General features: G+C 67.7%; 21 protein-coding genes and 2 pseudogenes. 11 read left to right on the forward strand and 12 right to left on the reverse strand.

The annotated features are described in order from the left end of the window. Positions 1 to 211 precede the first annotated feature (211 nt). The 11 genes and pseudogenes from QQK35_RS20325 to QQK35_RS07130 all read right to left on the reverse strand — a co-directional run. A pseudogene (locus QQK35_RS20325) lies at positions 212 to 673 on the reverse strand (flavin reductase family protein); the annotation flags it as partial. Further along, complete coding sequence (locus QQK35_RS07085; RefSeq protein WP_284253538.1) at positions 670 to 1992, reverse strand: NtaA/DmoA family FMN-dependent monooxygenase; 1323 nt, start codon at positions 1990 to 1992, stop codon at positions 670 to 672. The gene QQK35_RS07085 and the pseudogene QQK35_RS20325, both read right to left, overlap by 4 nt. 33 nt (positions 1993 to 2025) lie before the next feature. Next, on the reverse strand, positions 2026 to 2181 hold the full coding sequence (locus QQK35_RS07090; RefSeq protein WP_284253539.1) for a hypothetical protein: 156 nt from the start codon (positions 2179 to 2181) through the stop codon (positions 2026 to 2028). Beyond that, a complete protein-coding gene (locus QQK35_RS07095; RefSeq protein WP_284253541.1) occupies positions 2175 to 3347 on the reverse strand; it encodes an NtaA/DmoA family FMN-dependent monooxygenase in 1173 nt (390 codons plus the stop codon). Before QQK35_RS07095 ends, QQK35_RS07090 begins: the two co-directional genes overlap by 7 nt. Before the next feature lie 31 nt (positions 3348 to 3378). Beyond that, entirely contained in the window at positions 3379 to 4056 is a 678-nt protein-coding gene (locus QQK35_RS07100; RefSeq protein WP_284253542.1) for a DUF4286 family protein, read from the reverse strand. Between the two features lie 133 nt (positions 4057 to 4189). Next, complete coding sequence (locus tag QQK35_RS07105; RefSeq protein WP_284253543.1) at positions 4190 to 4483, reverse strand: hypothetical protein; 294 nt, start codon at positions 4481 to 4483, stop codon at positions 4190 to 4192. Further along, positions 4480 to 5052, reverse strand: a complete 573-nt coding sequence (locus tag QQK35_RS07110) for an ABC transporter substrate-binding protein (protein ID WP_284253544.1) — start codon at positions 5050 to 5052, stop codon at positions 4480 to 4482. The genes QQK35_RS07105 and QQK35_RS07110 overlap by 4 nt, the downstream gene beginning before the upstream one ends. Positions 5053 to 5530: 478 nt before the next feature. Then, positions 5531 to 6049: a hypothetical protein gene (locus QQK35_RS07115; RefSeq protein WP_284253545.1), complete on the reverse strand. Its 519-nt coding sequence runs from the start codon at positions 6047 to 6049 to the stop codon at positions 5531 to 5533. After that, on the reverse strand, positions 6046 to 6882 hold the full coding sequence (locus QQK35_RS07120; RefSeq protein WP_284253546.1) for an MmgE/PrpD family protein: 837 nt from the start codon (positions 6880 to 6882) through the stop codon (positions 6046 to 6048). The genes QQK35_RS07115 and QQK35_RS07120 overlap by 4 nt, the downstream gene beginning before the upstream one ends. A gap of 36 nt (positions 6883 to 6918) precedes the next feature. Continuing rightward, on the reverse strand, positions 6919 to 8049 hold the full coding sequence (locus tag QQK35_RS07125; protein ID WP_284253547.1) for an ABC transporter ATP-binding protein: 1131 nt from the start codon (positions 8047 to 8049) through the stop codon (positions 6919 to 6921). Between the two features lie 64 nt (positions 8050 to 8113). Further along, positions 8114 to 9889, reverse strand: a complete 1776-nt coding sequence (locus QQK35_RS07130; RefSeq protein WP_284253548.1) for an ABC transporter permease — start codon at positions 9887 to 9889, stop codon at positions 8114 to 8116. A gap of 298 nt (positions 9890 to 10187) precedes the next feature. Here QQK35_RS07130 and QQK35_RS07135 point away from each other — a divergent pair, with 298 nt between their 5' ends. The 10 genes and pseudogenes from QQK35_RS07135 to QQK35_RS07170 all read left to right on the forward strand — a co-directional run bounded on the left by QQK35_RS07135 (position 10188) and on the right by QQK35_RS07170 (position 16526). After that, positions 10188 to 11276, forward strand: a complete 1089-nt coding sequence (locus QQK35_RS07135) for a mandelate racemase/muconate lactonizing enzyme family protein (protein WP_284253549.1) — start codon at positions 10188 to 10190, stop codon at positions 11274 to 11276. A gap of 118 nt (positions 11277 to 11394) precedes the next feature. Further along, positions 11395 to 11670 (forward strand): hypothetical protein, encoded by a 276-nt coding sequence (locus QQK35_RS20330; protein ID WP_431311799.1) that lies wholly within the window; start codon positions 11395 to 11397, stop codon positions 11668 to 11670. Continuing rightward, a pseudogene (locus QQK35_RS20335) lies at positions 11643 to 12137 on the forward strand (lyase family protein); the annotation flags it as partial. The gene QQK35_RS20330 and the pseudogene QQK35_RS20335, both read left to right, overlap by 28 nt. A 12-nt stretch (positions 12138 to 12149) precedes the next feature. After that, on the forward strand, positions 12150 to 12665 hold the full coding sequence (locus QQK35_RS07145) for a lyase family protein (protein ID WP_284253551.1): 516 nt from the start codon (positions 12150 to 12152) through the stop codon (positions 12663 to 12665). A 109-nt stretch (positions 12666 to 12774) separates the two neighbouring features. Then, entirely contained in the window at positions 12775 to 13107 is a 333-nt protein-coding gene (locus QQK35_RS20340; RefSeq protein ID WP_431311838.1) for a MaoC/PaaZ C-terminal domain-containing protein, read from the forward strand. 39 nt (positions 13108 to 13146) lie between these two features. Next, on the forward strand, positions 13147 to 13890 hold the full coding sequence (gene fabG, locus QQK35_RS07155) for a 3-oxoacyl-ACP reductase FabG (protein ID WP_284253553.1): 744 nt from the start codon (positions 13147 to 13149) through the stop codon (positions 13888 to 13890). Positions 13891 to 13901: 11 nt separating this feature from the next. Then, positions 13902 to 14969 carry an alcohol dehydrogenase catalytic domain-containing protein gene (locus QQK35_RS07160; protein ID WP_284253554.1) on the forward strand — a complete coding sequence of 356 codons (1068 nt, stop codon included), beginning with the start codon at positions 13902 to 13904 and terminating at the stop codon, positions 14967 to 14969. Further along, complete coding sequence (locus QQK35_RS07165) at positions 14966 to 16150, forward strand: CaiB/BaiF CoA transferase family protein (RefSeq protein ID WP_284253555.1); 1185 nt, start codon at positions 14966 to 14968, stop codon at positions 16148 to 16150. The genes QQK35_RS07160 and QQK35_RS07165 overlap by 4 nt, the downstream gene beginning before the upstream one ends. Then, on the forward strand, positions 16150 to 16380 hold the full coding sequence (locus QQK35_RS20345) for a Zn-ribbon domain-containing OB-fold protein (protein WP_431311800.1): 231 nt from the start codon (positions 16150 to 16152) through the stop codon (positions 16378 to 16380). Before QQK35_RS07165 ends, QQK35_RS20345 begins: the two co-directional genes overlap by 1 nt. After that, entirely contained in the window at positions 16299 to 16526 is a 228-nt protein-coding gene (locus QQK35_RS07170) for a Zn-ribbon domain-containing OB-fold protein (protein WP_284253556.1), read from the forward strand. The genes QQK35_RS20345 and QQK35_RS07170 overlap by 82 nt, the downstream gene beginning before the upstream one ends. A 385-nt stretch (positions 16527 to 16911) precedes the next feature. On the opposite strand, the gene QQK35_RS07175 is transcribed toward QQK35_RS07170, so the two are convergent. Beyond that, complete coding sequence (locus QQK35_RS07175) at positions 16912 to 17049, reverse strand: hypothetical protein (RefSeq protein WP_284253557.1); 138 nt, start codon at positions 17047 to 17049, stop codon at positions 16912 to 16914. 54 nt (positions 17050 to 17103) lie between these two features. On the opposite strand from QQK35_RS07175, the gene QQK35_RS07180 reads away from it, so the two are divergent. Then, a complete protein-coding gene (locus QQK35_RS07180; protein WP_284253558.1) occupies positions 17104 to 17676 on the forward strand; it encodes a thiolase C-terminal domain-containing protein in 573 nt (190 codons plus the stop codon). Positions 17677 to 17695 lie beyond the last annotated feature (19 nt).

Below are 17695 nucleotides of genomic sequence, written 5' to 3' on the forward strand. Positions count from 1 at the left end.
ACCACCGAGGCGTCGCCGATCGCCGCCGTGACGGTGCACTCCAGCCCGAGTTCGGCCGTGAGGTCGGTGATGACGTCGTGCGAGAGGTCGACGAGCTTGAGCGCGTCGAGCAGATCGCGGTCCGGCCACGAGTAGAGAGCCCGGGGTTGAACTCGCCGTAGCCCCGGCGGTGGAAGATGAGCGGCGGCGCGGGATCGTCGGTCCCGAGCTCGCGCACACGGCCGACGACCATCTGGTGATCTCCGATGCGCGAGATCGACTCGATGTCGCAGTCGATCCATGCGACGACACCGTCGAGGATCGGCGACCCGGACGCCGCCCGGCGCCACTCGACATCGGCGAACCTATCCGCGCCGCTCTTCACGAATTGGCGGACCAAGGGCTCCTGGGTGCGGCTCAGCACGTTGACGCAGAACGACGCGGAGCGACTCAGCGTGGCGAAGGTCTGCGAGCGGTCGTCCCCGAAGAACGAGACGAGCGGGGGATCGACCGAGACCGAGCTGAAGGAGCCGACCACCATCCCCAGGAGGTCCCCATCGACGTCGGCGGTGATGATGGAGACCCCGGTCGGGTAGTGGCCGATCACCTGCCGGTAGTACGAGCCGGGATCGACCGGAGCCGTCTCGTTGCCGCCCGTGCCGACCGACATCTCCGAGCGCTGCTCCGTGATCATGAGGCCCCAGCACCCGGGCGCTCCAGCCCGAGATTCTCGCGCAGCGTCGTGCCCGTGTACTCGGTGCGGAACAGCCCGCGCTCCCGGAGCACGGGGATCAGCCGGTCGGTGATTCCGTCGAGGCCTCCCGGCATGTAAGACGGCTGGAACATGAACCCGTCGGCCGCGCCGTGCGTGAAGAAGGACTCCATGACGTCGGCGACCTGCTCGGCGGTTCCGACGAGCCGGAGCGCGTCGGAGACCCCGGCTTTGAAGCGGATGAGCTCGCGCACGGTCGCCCCGGTGATGGCGCGGTCGTAGATCTGCCGATACCGGGTCTGCGCCGCCTGCACCTGCTCCGGCGGCAGCAGGCGCTCGGCCGGGATCGGCTCGTCGAGGTCGAGGTCGCTGATGTCGACGGGCGTGATGAAGCGCTGCACGTCGGCCCGCCCCGCCTCGAAGTCGATGAGGTCGAGCAGCTCCTCCGCGATTCGCTTCGCTTCTGTCTCGGTGTCACCGATGATCACGACGAGAGCGGGCAGGATACGCACGGCGTCGGGGTCGCGGCCGGCGTCGACGGCGCGCTTCTTCACATCCGAGTAGAACCGCTGCGCGCCCTCGAGCGCGGGCTGGGGCGTGAAGATGAGGTCGGCCCACTTCGAGGCGAACGCGAGTCCCGCAGCCGAGGAGCCGGCCTGCGCGAAGACCGGCCAGCCCTGCGGCGGCCGCGGAACGTTGAGGGGTCCGCGCACCGTGAAGTACTCACCAGCGAAATCGATGGGGTGGATCCGGGCGGGATCCGCCCACATGCCCGTCGACTTGTCGTCGACGATCGCGTCGTCCTGCCAGCTGTCCCATAGCTGCGTGACGACCGCCATGTACTCGTCGGCCATCCGGTACCGCTCGTCGTGATCGATCGCCGCTGCCGAGAAGTTGTCCGCGCCGAGGAAGGAGGTCACGATGTTCCAGCCCGCCCTTCCCCCGCTGAGATGGTCGATGGAGGCCATGTACCTGGCGAGGTTGTAGGGCTGGGTGAAGGTCGTCGATCCGGTCGCGATCAGACCGATCCGGTCGGTCAGCGCCGAGAGGGCCCCGAGGGCCGTCATAGGCTCCTGCGGGTAGTTGAGGGCCTGTCGGAAGTCCGACGGCCCCGTCGACACGTTGTCGGCCAGGAAGAGCGCGTCCATGCAGGCGCGTTCGCACTGCTGGGCGATCTCCGCCAGCAACGGCAGTCCGAGCAGCCGCTCCGACGTCGAGCCGGCTCGCCTCCACGATCCGACACTGAGGCCGCCCGAGGCGTTGTAGAGGGCGAGGTTCATCTGGCGGGGGCGCACGGCCATCCGGGTGCTCCTTCCTTCCTTCGTGGCGTACGTTCAGCTCGCTCGGCCGCGGGGGCGCGCCAGTCCGAGATGCTCACGGAAGGTCGTGCCGATGTACTCCGTGTCGAACAGACCACGGTCCTTCAGCTCTGGGACCAGCCGCTCGGTGATCGCATCGAGCCCGCCCGGCATGTAGGGCGGGATCAGCATGAATCCGTCGCTACCCCTTGCGTGAAGTAGGCCTCCATGAGGTCGGCGGCCTGCTCCACGGTGCCCGTCACGTGTGCGTGGTCATTGAGACTCGACTTGATGCGGATGAGCTCGCGCAGCGGCGCACCAGCTGCCGCCGGCTCGTAGTACTGTGCGTACTTCGTCCGCCCCGTCTGCACCTGGTCCGGCGGCAGCAGGCGTTCGGTCGGGATCGGCTCGTCCAATTCGAGGTCGCTGATGTCGACCGGCGAGAGGAACCGCTGGAGGTCGGCCCGTCCGGCGTCGTAGTCGATCAGATCGAGAAGGTCGCTCGCGAGCTGCTCCGCCTCGCGCTGGGTCTCGCCGATGATCGGCACGAAACCCGGGAGCACTCGCACGGAGTCCGGATCGCGTCCGGCTGCGGCAGCCCTCTCGCGGACGTCGGCGTAGAACCGCTGCGCGCCGTCGAGCGTCGGCTGTGGCGTGAAGATGATGTCGGCCCACTTCACGGCGAGGCCGAGCCCCGCCGGCGAGGACCCGGCCTGCGCGAACACGGGCCAGCCCTGGGGCGACCGGGGGATGTTCTGAGGTCCGGCGACCTTGTAGTACTCGCCCTCGAAATCGATCCGGTGGATCCTGGCGGGGTCCGCCCACATCCCCGCCGCCTTGTCGTCGACGATCGCGTCGTCCTGCCAACTGTCCCAGAGCTGGGTGACGACGTCCATGTACTCGTGCGCCTGCCGGTACCTCTCGTCGTGGTCGAGGTTCGGCGCGGAGAAGTTGTGAGCTCCCGACACCGAGGTCACGATGTTCCACCCGGCGCGCCCATTGCTCAGATGATCGATCGACGCCATGAACCGTGCGAGGTTGTACGGCTCGATGTACGAGGTCGACCCGGTCGCGATCAGCCCGATCTTGCTCGTCACCGCGGACAGTGCGCCGAGCACCGTCATGGGCTCGAGAGGGTAGTTGAGCGCCTGGCGGAAGTCGTCGGGTCCGGTTGAGACGTTGTCGGCGAGGAAGAAGGCATCGATGCCGGCTCGCTCGCACTGGATGGCGATGTCCGCGAACAGCCGGAGCGTGAGGACCCGATCGGAGGTGCTGTCGTCGCGCCGCCACGACCCGATGCTGATGCCGCTCGGGGCGTTGTAGAGCGTGAGCGCCATTCGGCGAGATGCGTCGTTCACGGGGTGCAGCCCTTTCTCTCGGTGTCTGCGATCAGGCGAGCAACTGGTAGACGTCGCAGATTGACTCGACCATGTGCTTGGCGATCTTCTGATGCAGCGGAGGCTTCTGGTCGTCGCGGCGCGTGGAGAAAGACAGCATGCGCGGGCTGTTCAGCGCATCGGGGCTGTCGATCTCGTACATCGCGAAGAAGTTCGGGATGCCGTCCACGGCCTTGAAACGCCGGGTGCGGAGGTAGCCGGGGCACGACATGAGCTCGTCAACGTGCTCCTCGTCCATCCAGTCGTTGTAGAGATCGATGTACTCCCGCTCAGGGCTGTGGGAGACCACGAGCATCCCGCCGACCGGGGTGGTGGCGGCCTCCGGGTTCACGTGATCCCTGATCTGAACCGCCGTGACCCGCATGAACTGGTCGAAGACAACGGGGGCGCCGTTGACCTCGATCTCCAGCCCGAAGCCGCGGCCGACGGCATCGAGGAATGCATCGGTGTGCGCGACGGCGATGTCCTCGAGCTCGTAACGGACGATGTAGCCGGGGTACGGAGGGCCTGCGATCTTGCCGCCGCCCTCCCGGTTCCTGAACGACACCACGACCTCCCATTCGGTCGCGCTCGATACCCCTGGGACGGCGAGCACCGCCGGGGTCCTGACGGTCGCGCACCACTGGCGCAGAGCAGCGAGGTCATCCCCCGGGTCGATGGCGATCATCACGAACCCTGGCTGAGCGGTGTGGTGGGACATTGATGTCGGCGCCTTTCTCTTCGGTGGCGTGTCGATGTTCGTGGCGAAGAGGGCAGCGGACCCGACCCCTTCCCAGGAGCCGAACCCGCCGCCTCTGCACAGATCAGCCGGCCGAGCGGCCCAGCAACTTCAGGACCTTCGCACTTTCCGCCGCCGTAGGTGTCCACGCCGGGGTGTAGCCCTTCGGGATCGACGGGCTGTAGACCGAAATGCCGATCGAGCCCTGCGAGGAGTCCTGACCGGATTTGCTGAGCAGCCAGTTCGCGAACAGCTTGCCCGCGTTCGGGTGCGGCGACTTCTTGGTGGCGGTCAGCATGACGTTGAACGCCGGACCCGATGTGATCGGAGGCAGGACACCGTCCACCGGCGCTCCCGAGCTCTTGAGAGCGGCCATCACGGCCGGCAGTGCCGGGACGGTGATCCCCCTTGTCCGGCGACCATGGCCTGGCCGGCGGCGGAGATCGTGTTGAAGTACTGCGGCTTGTTGGCAGCGATTCCTGTCAGCACGGAGTCGCCGTACTGCTTGGCCTGGTTGACGAAGAACGACATGATCGTCGCCGAAGCCGTCGGATCCGGCAGTGTGAGCAGTCCCTTGTACTTCGACTTCGTGAGGTCCTTGAACGTCTTCGGGATCATCGACCCGGAGATCGTCTTCGTGTCGTAGATGATCTCGAACGCGCCGATGCCCATGGTGGCGGAGACGAAGCCCTTGCCGTCGGGGGTCGCCTGCTTGTACGCCTTCGGGTAGGTATTCAGCTTGAAGACCGGCAGCTTCGCCGAGCTCAAGTTCATCGCATAGTTCTTGGACACCATCTTGTTCATGAATTCCGTGTCTGCGGACATCGTGACGACGTCTGCGGCAGGGCTGCCCGACTGTGCTTCGGCCTCATATCGCTGCGTCAGGGGGCCACTGTTGAGGGCGACGTACTGCACGTTGATCCCGAATTTCGCCTTGAAGGCCGCCACGGTCTGATCATCGAGAGCCGGGGCTCCTCGGTGTACCAGACCACGCTCCCCTCCTTCTTCGCCGCCGCCTCGAGGGCCGTGATGTCGCCCTGATCGCCGGTCGCCTTCGACCCTGACGAGCTGGACGGCGTGGTTCCGCCGGGCGCGGAACAGCCTGCCAGGGCGATCACGGCGATCACCGGCAATGCGATTGCCCAATGCAAATGATGGGTCATGTGAATCTCTCCTTAGGTGTGTTGCTGCACTCCGGTGGGCAATAAGACACTGCGGGCTCGGGTTCGAGCGTATGATCTTCGCCCTTGGTATGTCAATGGATTGACTTGAGCGTCGCGTTGTTCGCAAGGTTCTTTCCATTGGCCTTCCTCGAAGCGGGGTGGGCCAGGTTCTCTGTCCCTCCACGTCCGTAGCTTGCTCTTCGGTTGAGAAGAATCAAACGATTGAATTATGAGCGGCAGTCGGCGACAGTGCCGCGCCGGGCCTACACGCCCTGCAGGGCCGAGCTGAGCTCGGTGATCGGGGTCTGCGGGTCGCCCACGATCAAGCCGATGACCTTCTCGATCCGCTCAGCCGACCATGTCCTGTCGGCGAGTTCGCGCACCTTGGCGGACATCGTCGCGATCGATGGCGCGTGCGCGGCTGGATTGTCCCGCTCACTCACGATCGTCGACCCATCGCGCAGGGTCACCTCGATCGTCGCGACCGCGGTGCCGGTGGCATAGCGCCCCTCCTCACCGACCGAGGAGATCCGTTGGGCGAGCTCGAGAACCTCGGGGTCGTTGAAGTTCCGCATCGTCGCCAGCGACGTGAGCGGACGCCCCAGTAGGCCGGCGGCCACCAGGAACTGCGTGCTGTCCTGTGCCTCGTACATGTTCTCGAACGGGCCCGTGTTGTCGCCGCCCGGGAACGCATGCACCTCCGCCGGCTCGCGCACCAGCACGTGGTCGATCTGCGACGGGTCGACGCCCTGCTCGAAGACCGCCGCAGCGCTCTCCATCATGTTGGTCTTGCCCCCGCCGCGGGATACGTCTTGGCGATCACCGTGGGCAGCGCCCAGTCGTCGGGGAACGTCTCCCGAGCGAGGTCCCCGTCGCCGAAGACCGAGAACCAGCCGGAACCGCCCTCGAACGTCGGCGATGCCGCCTCCACGCCGCCGTAGCCCATCCACCCGGCGAGCAGGCCGTTCTGCGCGGCGATGCCGCCGTGGATGTAGGGCTCCATGGTCCCGTGGCCGAAGCCCTCGAGGAAGCCCGACGAGAGATTCGCACCCATCGAGAGCGCGACAGCGGTGCGCTGCGCGGACAGGCCGAAGGCGCTGGCCGACGCGGCGCTCGCGGCCACGGCGCCCACGACCGGGGTCGTGCGGAACCCGCGGAGCCAGATGCGCTTGCCCGACATGAATCCGAGCCGGACCTGGATCTCGTAGCCGGCCACGACCGCGACGAGGAGGTCGCCGACCGTGCCCGGACGACCGCGCAGCGCAGTCCCGGACTCCGCGGCCGCGAGAGCCGCGGGCACGACGGCCGCGCCGGGATGGTCGCCGCTCGGGGCGTTGTAGTCCTCGAAGAGCAGAGAGTGGACGGCCGTGCCGTTCACGAGCGCGGCGTCACGCGGCGCCGCGGTGCCTCCGGTCGGCAGCACGGTGCTGCCGCCGGCGTCGCCGCCCGCCGCCACCGTTGCCAGGATCGCCTTTGTGACCGGCATGTCGTGGCCGCCGACCGCCGTGCTGACGGCGTCGAGCACGCGATCACGAGCACTGTCGAGGATGCTGCTGGGAATGGTGTCGAGGCTGAGGTCGGCGACGAAAGCGGCCATGGTGTCGGCGAGCGCCATTGTGTTCTCCTGTCGAATCAACGAGTATGTTGCGGATCAGAACGGAAGGACCCGGAGGTCCTCGGTCGCGACTCCGACCCACGCCGCGGTCCCGGTCTCGAAGAGCACCGAGTCCGATCGCCAGAGGCGAAAGTCGCGGTCCGCGAAGGTCACGACATGCTCGGTGCGAGAGCCGCTGAAGACGCTCGCCGTGACCGTGACCTGCCAGCGGTTCGCGATGTCGTTCGGCTCCACCAGGTTGAGCTCGACGCGTTCCGGGCGGCAGGAGACGACGACGAGATCGCCCTGCTTCACCCCATCGGCGACGGAACCGGCCGAGAGTTCGCCCACCTCGGTGTCGACGACCGCCGTTCCGTCGGGGTCGATCCGCCTCACCGTGCCATCGATCTCGTTGAGCGTCCCGACGAAGCCGCCGACGTAGCGCGACGACGGCTTCCGGTAGATCTCCTGGGGGCCGCCGGACTGGGCGACCTTGCCCTTCTCCAACACGGCGATCGAATGCGCGAGCTCCATCGCCTCCGACTGATCGTGGGTGACGTAGAGGGCGGCGAATCCGAGCTCGCGCTGCATCGAGAGCAGCTCGAAGCGGAGCTGCTCTCGCACCTTGGCGTCGACGTTGGACAGTGGCTCGTCGAAGAGAACGAGGTCGCTGTTGGAGACGAGTGCCCTGGCGAGCGCCACGCGCTGCTGCTGGCCACCGCTCAGCTGGCTGGGGTACTGCTTGCCGAGCTCGGGGATGCCCACCATCTCCAGCGCACGCGCCACGCGTCCGGCGTGCTCGCTCTTCTTCACCTTCTTGCAGACGAGCGGGTAGGCGATGTTCGCCGCCACCGTCATGTGCGGCCAGAGCGCATAGGACTGGAAGATCATGTTCAGTCCGCGCTTCTCGGGAGCGAGGTTCACCTTCGTCGCCGCATCGAACACGGTGCGACCACGGATCTCCACTCGTCCACCGACGGGGTGCTCCAGGCCGGCCACGCAGCGCAGCAGGGTGGTCTTCCCGCACCCGCTCGGGCCCAGCAGCACGGTGAACTGCCCCGGCATGACCTCGATGGAGACGTCATCGACGGCGTTCACCGTCGTGCCGTCGGCACGACGGAAGTGCTTGACGAGGTTCGACACCTTCACCATCGGAGCGTCAGCCGCCTGCGCGGTCTCTGCAGCCATCGAATTCCTCTCCACCAGCAATTGATCTGACATCAGCGGGCACCCTCCATCGGTGCGGTCATGGTCACACGGCTCCCGGACGGAGTCGCCCACCCCGGAGCCGTCGCGCGAGGAGGTTGGCACCGAGCAGGACGATGACGCTGATGATGGTGACGATGATCGCCAGCGCGGCGAGCTTGCCGAAGTAGCCCTGGAAGTAGAGCAAGTACATCTGCTCGCCCAGCACGGGGTTGGAGGTCCCGGCCAGAATGATCGAGGCGTTGAGCTCGCCGAGCATCCACAGGAACAGCAGCGACCACCCGGCGATCAGGTCGGGGAGCATCAGCGGCAAGCTGATCCGCAGGAACGTCCTGCCGTCGCCGCCTCCCGAGATGTGCGAGGCCTCCATGAGCTGCGGACCGACCTGAGCCGCCGCGGCGTCGGCGTTCACCGTCGCCTGCGGCATGAAGTGCACGAGGTAGGCAAGCAGGAGGATTCCAAATGTCCCGCCGAGGTGCCACGGGGCGCCGCCGAACGCGAGCAGTACGCCGACACCCAGGACGACCGCCGGAATGGGCGCACCGACCTTGATCAGGATGTCGACCGCGCGACCGACGCGGCCGGGCGAGCTCCGCACGAAGCGGGCGATGATCGCAGCGACGAACATGCCGACAGTCGCGCCGAGAAGGGCGAGCAGCAGGCTGGTTATGAGGGCGGTGCTCGAGAACGCATCGCCGAACAGCACTGTCGTGTACTGCGTGAGCGACAACGTGGTGAAGTCCCAGTCGAACGACCAGAACCCGCGGAACGACACCCACAGCAGCGCGAGGAATGGCAGCACCACCGCGATCAAGGCGTACAGGATGATGACCAGTCGCCCCAGCCACCTCAGCTTGCCGAGGTGGATCTCGGTGGCCTTGCCCCGTCCGTTGATCGTCGCGTAGTTGGACCGGCGCAGCACCCTCGTCTGGATCCACCAGACGATCGCGACTGCGACGAGCATGAAGGTGCTCAGGCCGACTGCGCCCGCCGTGTCGGCCGGGTAGCTGAAGCTCAGGATGTTGGCGATGCGCACCGAGAGGATGTCGATTCCCGACGTCGTGCTGAGCACCGCCGGGCCCGCGAAGAAGGCGAAACCGAAGAACACGGTCAGCAGCATCGCGGCGCCGAGACTCGGCCGGACGGACGGGATGGTGACCCGGAAGAGCGTGCGGAGCACCCCGCCGCCGCTCACCCTGGACTGCTCCTCGAGCTGAGCATCCGAGTTCTCCAGGCCGGCCGAGACGAGGAGGAAGGTGAACGGGATCATGTAGATCGTGTAGACGAAGATCATGCCGCCGTAGCTGTAGACGTCCAGCGGGCCCTGGTCGAGATGGACGCCGAGGGGGCTGAGGATGTTGCGGATCAGGATGTTGACGAGGCCCGTCTTGGGCGAGAGCAGCATGGCCCACCCCATGGTGCCGACGAGCGCGGGCAGGACGAACGGGAGCAGCGGGAGGATCCCTCCAAGCCAGCGGATCCTCGCGTCGGTGCGAACGACGAGCCACGCCAGCACCGAGCCGCAGACGACCGCGATCGCGCCGCTGACCACCACGATCACGAGGGTGTTGAGAAGCATCTGCCAGAGACCGGGCAGACCGAGAACATGGCTGAATACCGCACCGGGGTTGAACGTGCCGTCCGTGAAGAAGAGCCCGGCGATCACCGACAGGATCGGGTACATCGCGAGGAGCATGAAGACGATCGCAAGGGCGAGGCTGATGCCGCTGAACAGCGTGAAGCGGCTGCCATCGGATCTGCCGGCCGCCGGCTGCGTGCCGGGTGCCGCGCCCGCGGGCAACGTCTCCGGGAGCGCCGTCACGTCAGTCCCACCCACGCAGCTGCATGGCCGATGCCGGCGACGCGGAGCCCTTCTCGCTTCATTGCACATCTCCTCTGTTCCCGCGACGCCGCTATGAGCCGCCGAGGACATCCGATACGTCGGGGAGCCTAACCCGCCCGTGCCGAGAAATCAAAGGATTGATTTCCATGATTGTTGTGAGCGATGGGCCCGCCTTACGATACGGTGCCACACAGATTTTAGGTGGGCTCACCGATCAAGTGCGGTTAGAGTGTCACTAAATCAACCGATTGATGGGAGTTGAATGAGGATCACCGCCGTGACGGCCGTCCCCTTCGTGCTTCCGTACCGTCGTCCGTTCCATATGGCGAGCGGCACCGTCCTCGAGGCCGCGCATGTCCTCATCCGGATCGAGACGGACGAGGGGCCGATGGGTGTCGCCGAGGCGGTGTCGCGGTCGATGATCTACGGCGAATCGCAGGCCTCCATCGTCGAGGCGGTGAGATCGTGGTTCGCGCCCGCGCTCGCGGGTCTCGACCCGTTCGAGGTGGAGAGCGCGCAGAAGGTGCTGCGCTCGGTCGTCGCCAACGACACCACCAAGGGGGCGATCGACATCGCCCTCCACGATCTGCGTGGTAAGGCTGTCGGCGAGTCCACCTGGCGACTGCTCGGCGCGGCGTCGACCTCGCTCCGGGTGACGCACATGCTCGGCACCGGCTCGGTCGCCGATGTCGTGGCCGAGGCCGCCGCCGCCCGACAGGACTCGGGCATCGACGCGTTCAAGGTCAAGGTCGACACCCGGATGAGCTCGAGCCTTGCGCTGCTCGCCGCACTGCGTCGCGAGCTGGGCGATGACGCCCTGCTCTACATCGACGCCAACCAGAGCCTGAGCGCCGAGGAGACGGTCGCATCCCTCGGCCGCTTGGCCGAGCTCGGCGTCCACCTCGTCGAAGAGCCCGTGCCGTCCACCGATCTCGTCGGCAAGGCGCGCATCGCCGCTGCGGGTGGGGTCGCCATCATGGCCGATGAGAGCGCGACGACTCTCGAGACGGCCGCGGTGCAGCTCACGACCGGCTCCGCGCGTGCGCTGAGCATCAAGCCCGCTCGCACCGGCTACACCACCAGCTCGCGGATCCTCGGCCTGGCGCGCGGGCTCCACGCGAGGGCCATCATCGGCAGTCAGGGTGATTCGGCCATCGGCACCATCACCTCCGCCACCTTCGGCGCCGCGTTCGAGTGGACCGCCAGGGAGCCGGCCGAGCTGGACTACTTCCTCGGGCTCGGCGACCAGATCGTGACGAGCGCACCCGTGATCCGGGCCGGTCGGGTGCACGTCGATCCGACCGTCGCCGGCAACGGGGTCGAGATCGACGAGGACAAGCTCGCACACTTCCGCGTGGATTCCTGAGACAACCGAAACTGTACGAGGAGTTCGTCATGACCTGGGACAGGCCCCTGCACCCTTCGATCTGCTGTCGCAGATCGCGGGGGACTCCGAGATCCAGGCGATCTTCTCCGAGCGCGCGGTGATCGACGGGTGGCTTCGCACCGAGGTGGCGCTGGCCTCCGCTCAGGCCGAACTCGGCATCCTGCCCCGCCACGTACGTGACGCCCTCGCGGCGGCCGCCGACGCCGATCGGATCGACCGGGAGCGGCTGTGGGACGAGACCCGCGTCGTCGGCTACCCGATCCTCCCCTCGTCCGGCAGCTCGACGCGCTGTTGCCACCGGCCTCTCGCGGCACGACGCATCTCGGCGCCACCACCCAGGACGTCATGGACACCGGGCTCGTGCTGCAGCTGACAGCCGCATCGGACCACCTCATCGGCCTGCTCGACCGGATCGGCGACCTGCTGGCGCAGCGGGCGGTCGAGCATGTCCGCGACATCATGCCCGGCCGCACCCATGCGATGCATGCGGTCCCGACCACCTTCGGCGCGAAGCTCGCGGGGTATCTCGACGACTTCACCCACCACAGGGCGCGAGCGATCCAGACCCGGCGCGGGGTGGCGACCATCTCTCTGTACGGCGCCGGAGGCACATCGGCCGCGTACGGCGAGCAATCGCAGCAGATCCGTCGACTCGCCGCCGCCGAGCTCGGCCTCGAAGCCGGAGACGTGCCCTGGCACGTCTCGAGGGGACGCCTTGCCGAATGGGCGCAGTCCTGGATCCTCACGATCGGCACCGCGGCGCGATTCGCGCGCGAGGTGATCGACCTGTCCCGGAACGAGATCGCCGAGGTCTCTGAGCGCCAGGGTCATCACCGCGGGGCCTCCTCCACGATGCCGCAGAAGCGCAACCCGATCACTTCGGAGACGATCGTGGGGTGCTCGATCATCGCAGGCGCGCTGAGCGCGGCCGTCGCGCGCATCATGGAACCGGGTCATGAACGCGCAGCCGGCGAGTGGCACGCGGAGTGGTTCGTGCTGCCGACGCTCGCGTCGCTGGCGGGTGCCTCGCTGAGCGGCATGGTCGACTTGGTCACCGGGATGCAGATCGACGCCGACCGGATGCGCGCGGATCTCGACTTGGACCACGGGCTGATCATGGCCGAGGCGTACATGATCGGTCTGGCGCCCGCCTTCGGCCGCGAGCGGGCGCACGACGTGGTGTATGAGGCCGCCCAGACCTCGCGTTCCGAGAACATCGGGCTGCTCGACGCGCTCGTACGCACCGTTCCCCGAGATCAGCTCGACGCCGTGCATTCGATCGACCCGGCCGCCTATGTCGGCGAAGCGCCACATGTCGTCGAGACCGCCGTGGCCGCCTGGACCGCCGGAAAGGGCCCGGTGCGATGACCACGGCGGGCACAGGGCCGTTCCCCTTCACTTCGAGGACCTCGCCACCGGGCTGGAGCTCGTGTCGGGCGCCCGCACGGTGACCGAGACCGACCTCGTCCAGTTCGCGATGCTCTCCGGCGATTGGAACCCGATCCACGTGGACGAGGAGTTCGCCCGCGACTCGGTGTTCGGTCGGCGCGTCGTCCACGGAGTGTGCGGGCTCGCGATCATGGGTGGGCTGATCTTCTCGGCCGGATGGTTCTCGACGACCGTCGAGGCGTTGCTCGGCTTCGACGAGATGCGCTTCCGCACCCCCTGTTCGTCGGCGACACCGTGCGATGCCGGTTCACCGTCGCCGAGTTGCGGATCACGAGCACGGGTCGCGGACTCGTCACGCGCCGGCTCGAGCTCGTCAACCAACGAGGTGACGTGGTGCTCGAAACGCTCAGCCCCATATTGATCGCGCGCGCTTCGGAACGCGCAGACGGAAAGGCCGACGATGCCCTCTGAACTCCTCCTCCCCGGGAAGACGGTCGTCATCACGGGCGGCGCCGGAGGCCTTGGACAGGCGATGGCCACGCGCTTCGCTTCCGAGGGCGCACGCGTCGTGATCGCCGATCTCGACCTCGCGGCGGCCGAGTCGGTCGCCGGCGAACTCTCCGGCGAGGCGCTCGCCGTGCGCACCGACATCAGCGATCCCGATGACGTGGCGCGGCTGGTGTCGACGACGGTCGAGGCCACCGGCTCGTTGGATGTGCTCGTGAACAACGCGGGCATCACCCGCGACGCGTCGATCCGCAAGATGACGATCGAGCAGTGGGACCTCGTGCAGTCCGTGCATCTGCGGGGAGCGTTCCTCGCGACAAAGGCGGCGGCGGAGGTCATGCGCGAGCAGCGGAGCGGGGCGATCGTGAACATCTCGTCGCTATCGGGCAAGGTCGGCAACTTCGGGCAGGCCAACTACAGCACGGCGAAGTCCGGTCTCATCGGGCTCACCAAGGTCACGGCGAAGGAGTACGCCCGGTTCGGCGTGCGCGCCAACGCGGTTCAGCCCGGCCTGATCCGTACCGCCATGACGGAAGCCCTCTCCCCGGAGATCTGGAACCAGAAACTCGCCGAGATCCCGCTGGGTCGCGCCGGCGAGCCGGATGAGGTGGCGAAGGTCGTGTTGTTCCTGTCGAGCGAACTTTCCAGTTATATGACGGGTGCGGTTCTCGAGATCGGCGGCGGGAGGTACATGTGATCCCGGACACGATGACCGCATGGCGGATCGACGGCTTCGGCGCGCCCGACGTGCTCCAGCGCCGTCGAGAGCCCGTCCCCTCGGTCGACGGCGACGAGGTGCTCGTCGAGGTCGCCTACTGCGGCGTATGCCGCCACGATCTCCTCACACGATCCGGCGCCTTCCCCAACGTGCCGCTCCCGCTCACCCTGGGCCATCAGGTGAGCGGCACCGTCGTGGCGGCAGGTCCGACGGCGACGTGGGCGCCGGGAACGCGCGTCATGTCGACGATCTTCATGGGGTGCGGGCACTGCTCCGCCTGCCGCTCCGGCGACCAGGCGGTATGCCTGACGGTCCGCGCCCAATTCATGGGCGATGACTTCGACGGCGGGTACGCCGAATATCTGGGGGCCCCGTCGCGCGCGTTCATCCGCGTGCCCGACACGCTCTCGCTCGAGGTCGCCGCCGTCGTCAACTGCACCCTCGGCACCGCCTACCACGCAGCGCACACACGCGGGCGGCTGGCGGCGGGCCAGGATGTCGTCATCACCGGCGCGAGCGGCGGGATCGGCCTGCACGCGATCTCGGTCGTGAAACAGGCCGGAGCACGCGTGATCGCGATCACCTCCCGTCCTGGCCAGACCGGAATGCTTCTGGAGCATGGAGCGGACGAGGTCGTCGCCGATCCCGAGCTGAAGTTCGCCCACGCGGTGAAGGGGCTGACGGGCGGCATCGGCGCCGATCTCGTGCTCGAGGTCGCCGGTGACCCCACCCTCGCACAGTCGTTGCACGCGGTGCGCACCGGCGGTCGCGTCGTCGTCATCGGAAATGTCAGCGGCAAGCCGTCGGAGGTCAGGATCGCCCACCTGGTCATGAAGGAGATCAGTCTGCTGGGCACGAAGTCGTGCTCCAATGCGGAGCTCGGCGAGGTGATGGAGCTCGTGGCCGCTGGCGAGCTCTCGGTCGACATCAACCGGACCATCCCGCTCGACTCCGTCCGGGACGCGCATCGCGACATGGAGGAGCAACGCACCTCCGGCCGGATCGTCCTCGCCGTCGGTGGAGATCCGGTGGCACCGAGCGGAGAGGCAGCGGCATGAAGCCCTTGGACGGAGTGCGCGTGGTGTCCCTCGAGCAGGCCGTCGCGGCCCCGTTCGCGACGCGCCATCTCGCGGATCTCGGCGCCGAGGTCATCAAGGTCGAGCGCACGGACGGTGGCGACTTCGCGCGCGATTACGACTCGTCCATTCGAGGTGGTCTCGCGACGCATTTCGCGTGGCTGAACCGCGGTAAGCAGTCGATCGCCCTCGACCTCGCGGCGGATGATGGCAAGAGCGTGCTCGGCGACCTGCTGGCCACCGCGGACGTCTTCCTCCACAACCTCGGCCCGGGCGCGGTCGGCCGTCTCGGGTTCGATGCGGACACCGTCCGGCAGCGCTTTCCGAGACTCATCGTCGCGGAACTGACCGGCTACGGCACAGCGGGCCCCATGAGCCGGCGCAAGGCATACGACCTCCTGGTCCAGGCCGAGGCCGGCTTCGTCTCGATCACGGGCTCCCGCGATGCCCCCGCCAAGGCCGGGATCCCGGTGGCGGACATCGCAGCCGGGACCTATCTGCTCGAGGGCATTCTCGCGGCCCTCCTTCTCCGGCAGCGCACCGATGCCGGAGAGCACATCCAGGTCAGCCTCTTCGACGCGCTCGTCGAATGGATGGGGTATCCCATCTACCGTCAGCTCTACCTCGGGTCCCCGCCCCCACGTGTCGGGCTCGGCCACCCGACGGTCACTCCCTATGACGCGTATCCGACCGGCGACGGGACGGCGGTGCTGATCGGCATCCAGAACGACCGCGGCTGGTCCGCGTTCGCTCGCCAGGTGATCGAGCGGCCGGACCTCGTGGACGACCCCCGCACCAGCACCAACATCGCCCGTACCGAGAACCGCGACTTCGTCGACGACCTGATCGCCCAGAAGACCCGCGCGATGACGGCTGCGGAGCTCGGCGCGCGCCTCGACGCGGCCGGTATCCCGAACGGCCTGGTCAACGACATGGCGGCCGTCGTCGAGCATCCGCAGCTCACGGAGCGCGGCAGATGGACCACCATCGGCTCCCCGGTCGGCGAGATCGCCGCGGTGCTGCCCCCGGTCCTGAGCTCCGCATACTCGCCATCCATGGGGCCAGTCCCTGCCCTTGGCGAGCACACCGATGCCGTGCTTGAAAGCATCGGCCGCGACGCCGAGGAGCGCCGGCGACTGCGTCACGAAGGCACCGTCTCGTGATGGGTGAGCGCATCGGGATCTCTCCCGCCGCGGTGTACGCCGAGGGGCTCGTCGGTGGACGGTTGCGCTACCAGCGCTGCACGCGCTGCGGCCATGCGGTGTTCTTTCCCCGTGTCGTGTGCCCGCACTGCGGTGACGCCCGGCTCGAATGGGAGGACAGCGCGGGCTCGGGGTGGTCTACTCGACGACGACCACCCGCAGTCGTTCCGGTGACTACAACGTCGCCCTGATCGATCTCGACGAGGGCTTCCGGATGATGTGCACGGTCCGCGATGCGGGTGACGGTCAGGTGCGGATCGGGGACCGGGTGCGCGCGATCGTCCCGCCCGGCACGACCGCCGAGACCCTCGAGTTCAGTCGGATCGCGGAGTCATGAGCGACGCGTTGCGCGGATTCGCGGCGATCGCGGGTGCCGCCGAATCGGACCTGGGCCGCGTCGCGGAAGGTCTCACGAGCCTCGATCTCGCTGCGCAGGCGTCCGCAGCCGCAGCGAGCGACGCCGGCATCGAGCTTCATGAGGTCGACGCGGTGTTCTGCGCCACCTCGCACTACGCGATGTCAGCGCTCGAGCTCGCCGAGTATCTGGGCATCCGTCCGCGCTATTCCGACTCGAACAACCTGGGCGGAGCGTCCTTCGTCTCGCACCTGCTCCACGCGATCTCAGCGATCCGAGCCGGCCTCTGCTCCACAGCGCTGATCGCATACGGCAGCACCCAGCTCTCCGACGGCGGCAGGCTGGTGACCGCGTCGGCGCCGAACCTCTACGAGACGGCGTACCGGCCGAGATATCCGGTGACCATGTACGCGCTCGCCGCAGCCCGCCACATGTTCGAGTTCGGCACGACCCGCGAGCAGCTCGCCGCCGTCGCCGTCGCCGCCCGCGCGTGGGCGCATCTCACGCCCGGCGCGTTCGCGAGGGCCCGCTGGCTCTGCAGGACGTGCTCGACTCTCGGATGGTCAGCGATCCGCTCACCGTCGCGGACTGCTGCCTGGTCACCGACGGCGGTGGCGCGATCGTCGTCACCACGACCGAGCGGGCACGAACGCTGCGCCAGCCGCTCGTGCCCGTGCTCGGGGTGGGCGAGGCGCATTGGCACCGGAGCATCTCGCAGATGCCGTCCCTGACCACGACAGCAGCGGTCGACTCGGGCGCACGGGCGTTCGAGATGGCCGGTCTCGGTCCCGCAGATGTCGACGTGGTCGAGCTCTACGACGCGTTCACCATCAATGTGCCACTGTTCCTGGAGGACCTCGGCTTCTGTGACAAGGGCGAGGGCGGCCCCTTCGTCGCCGACGGCAGCATCGTTCCGGGCGGTCGATTGCCCGTCAACACGAATGGCGGCGGCCTGTCGTATACGCATCCCGGAATGTACGGGATCTTCATGCTCATCGAAGCGACCCGGCAACTGCGGCGGGCCGCGGGCGCTCGGCAGGTATCGGGGGCCGACGTGGCGCTCGTTCATGCGAACGGCGCGGTGCTGTCCGCACAAGCCACGGCGCTTCTCGGTGGCGTGGCTACACTCTAGGTTCCAACCTCGGCATGAG

The sequence above is a fragment of the Pseudolysinimonas kribbensis genome, from assembly GCF_030161895.1.
Classification (GTDB): domain Bacteria; phylum Actinomycetota; class Actinomycetes; order Actinomycetales; family Microbacteriaceae; genus Pseudolysinimonas; species Pseudolysinimonas kribbensis.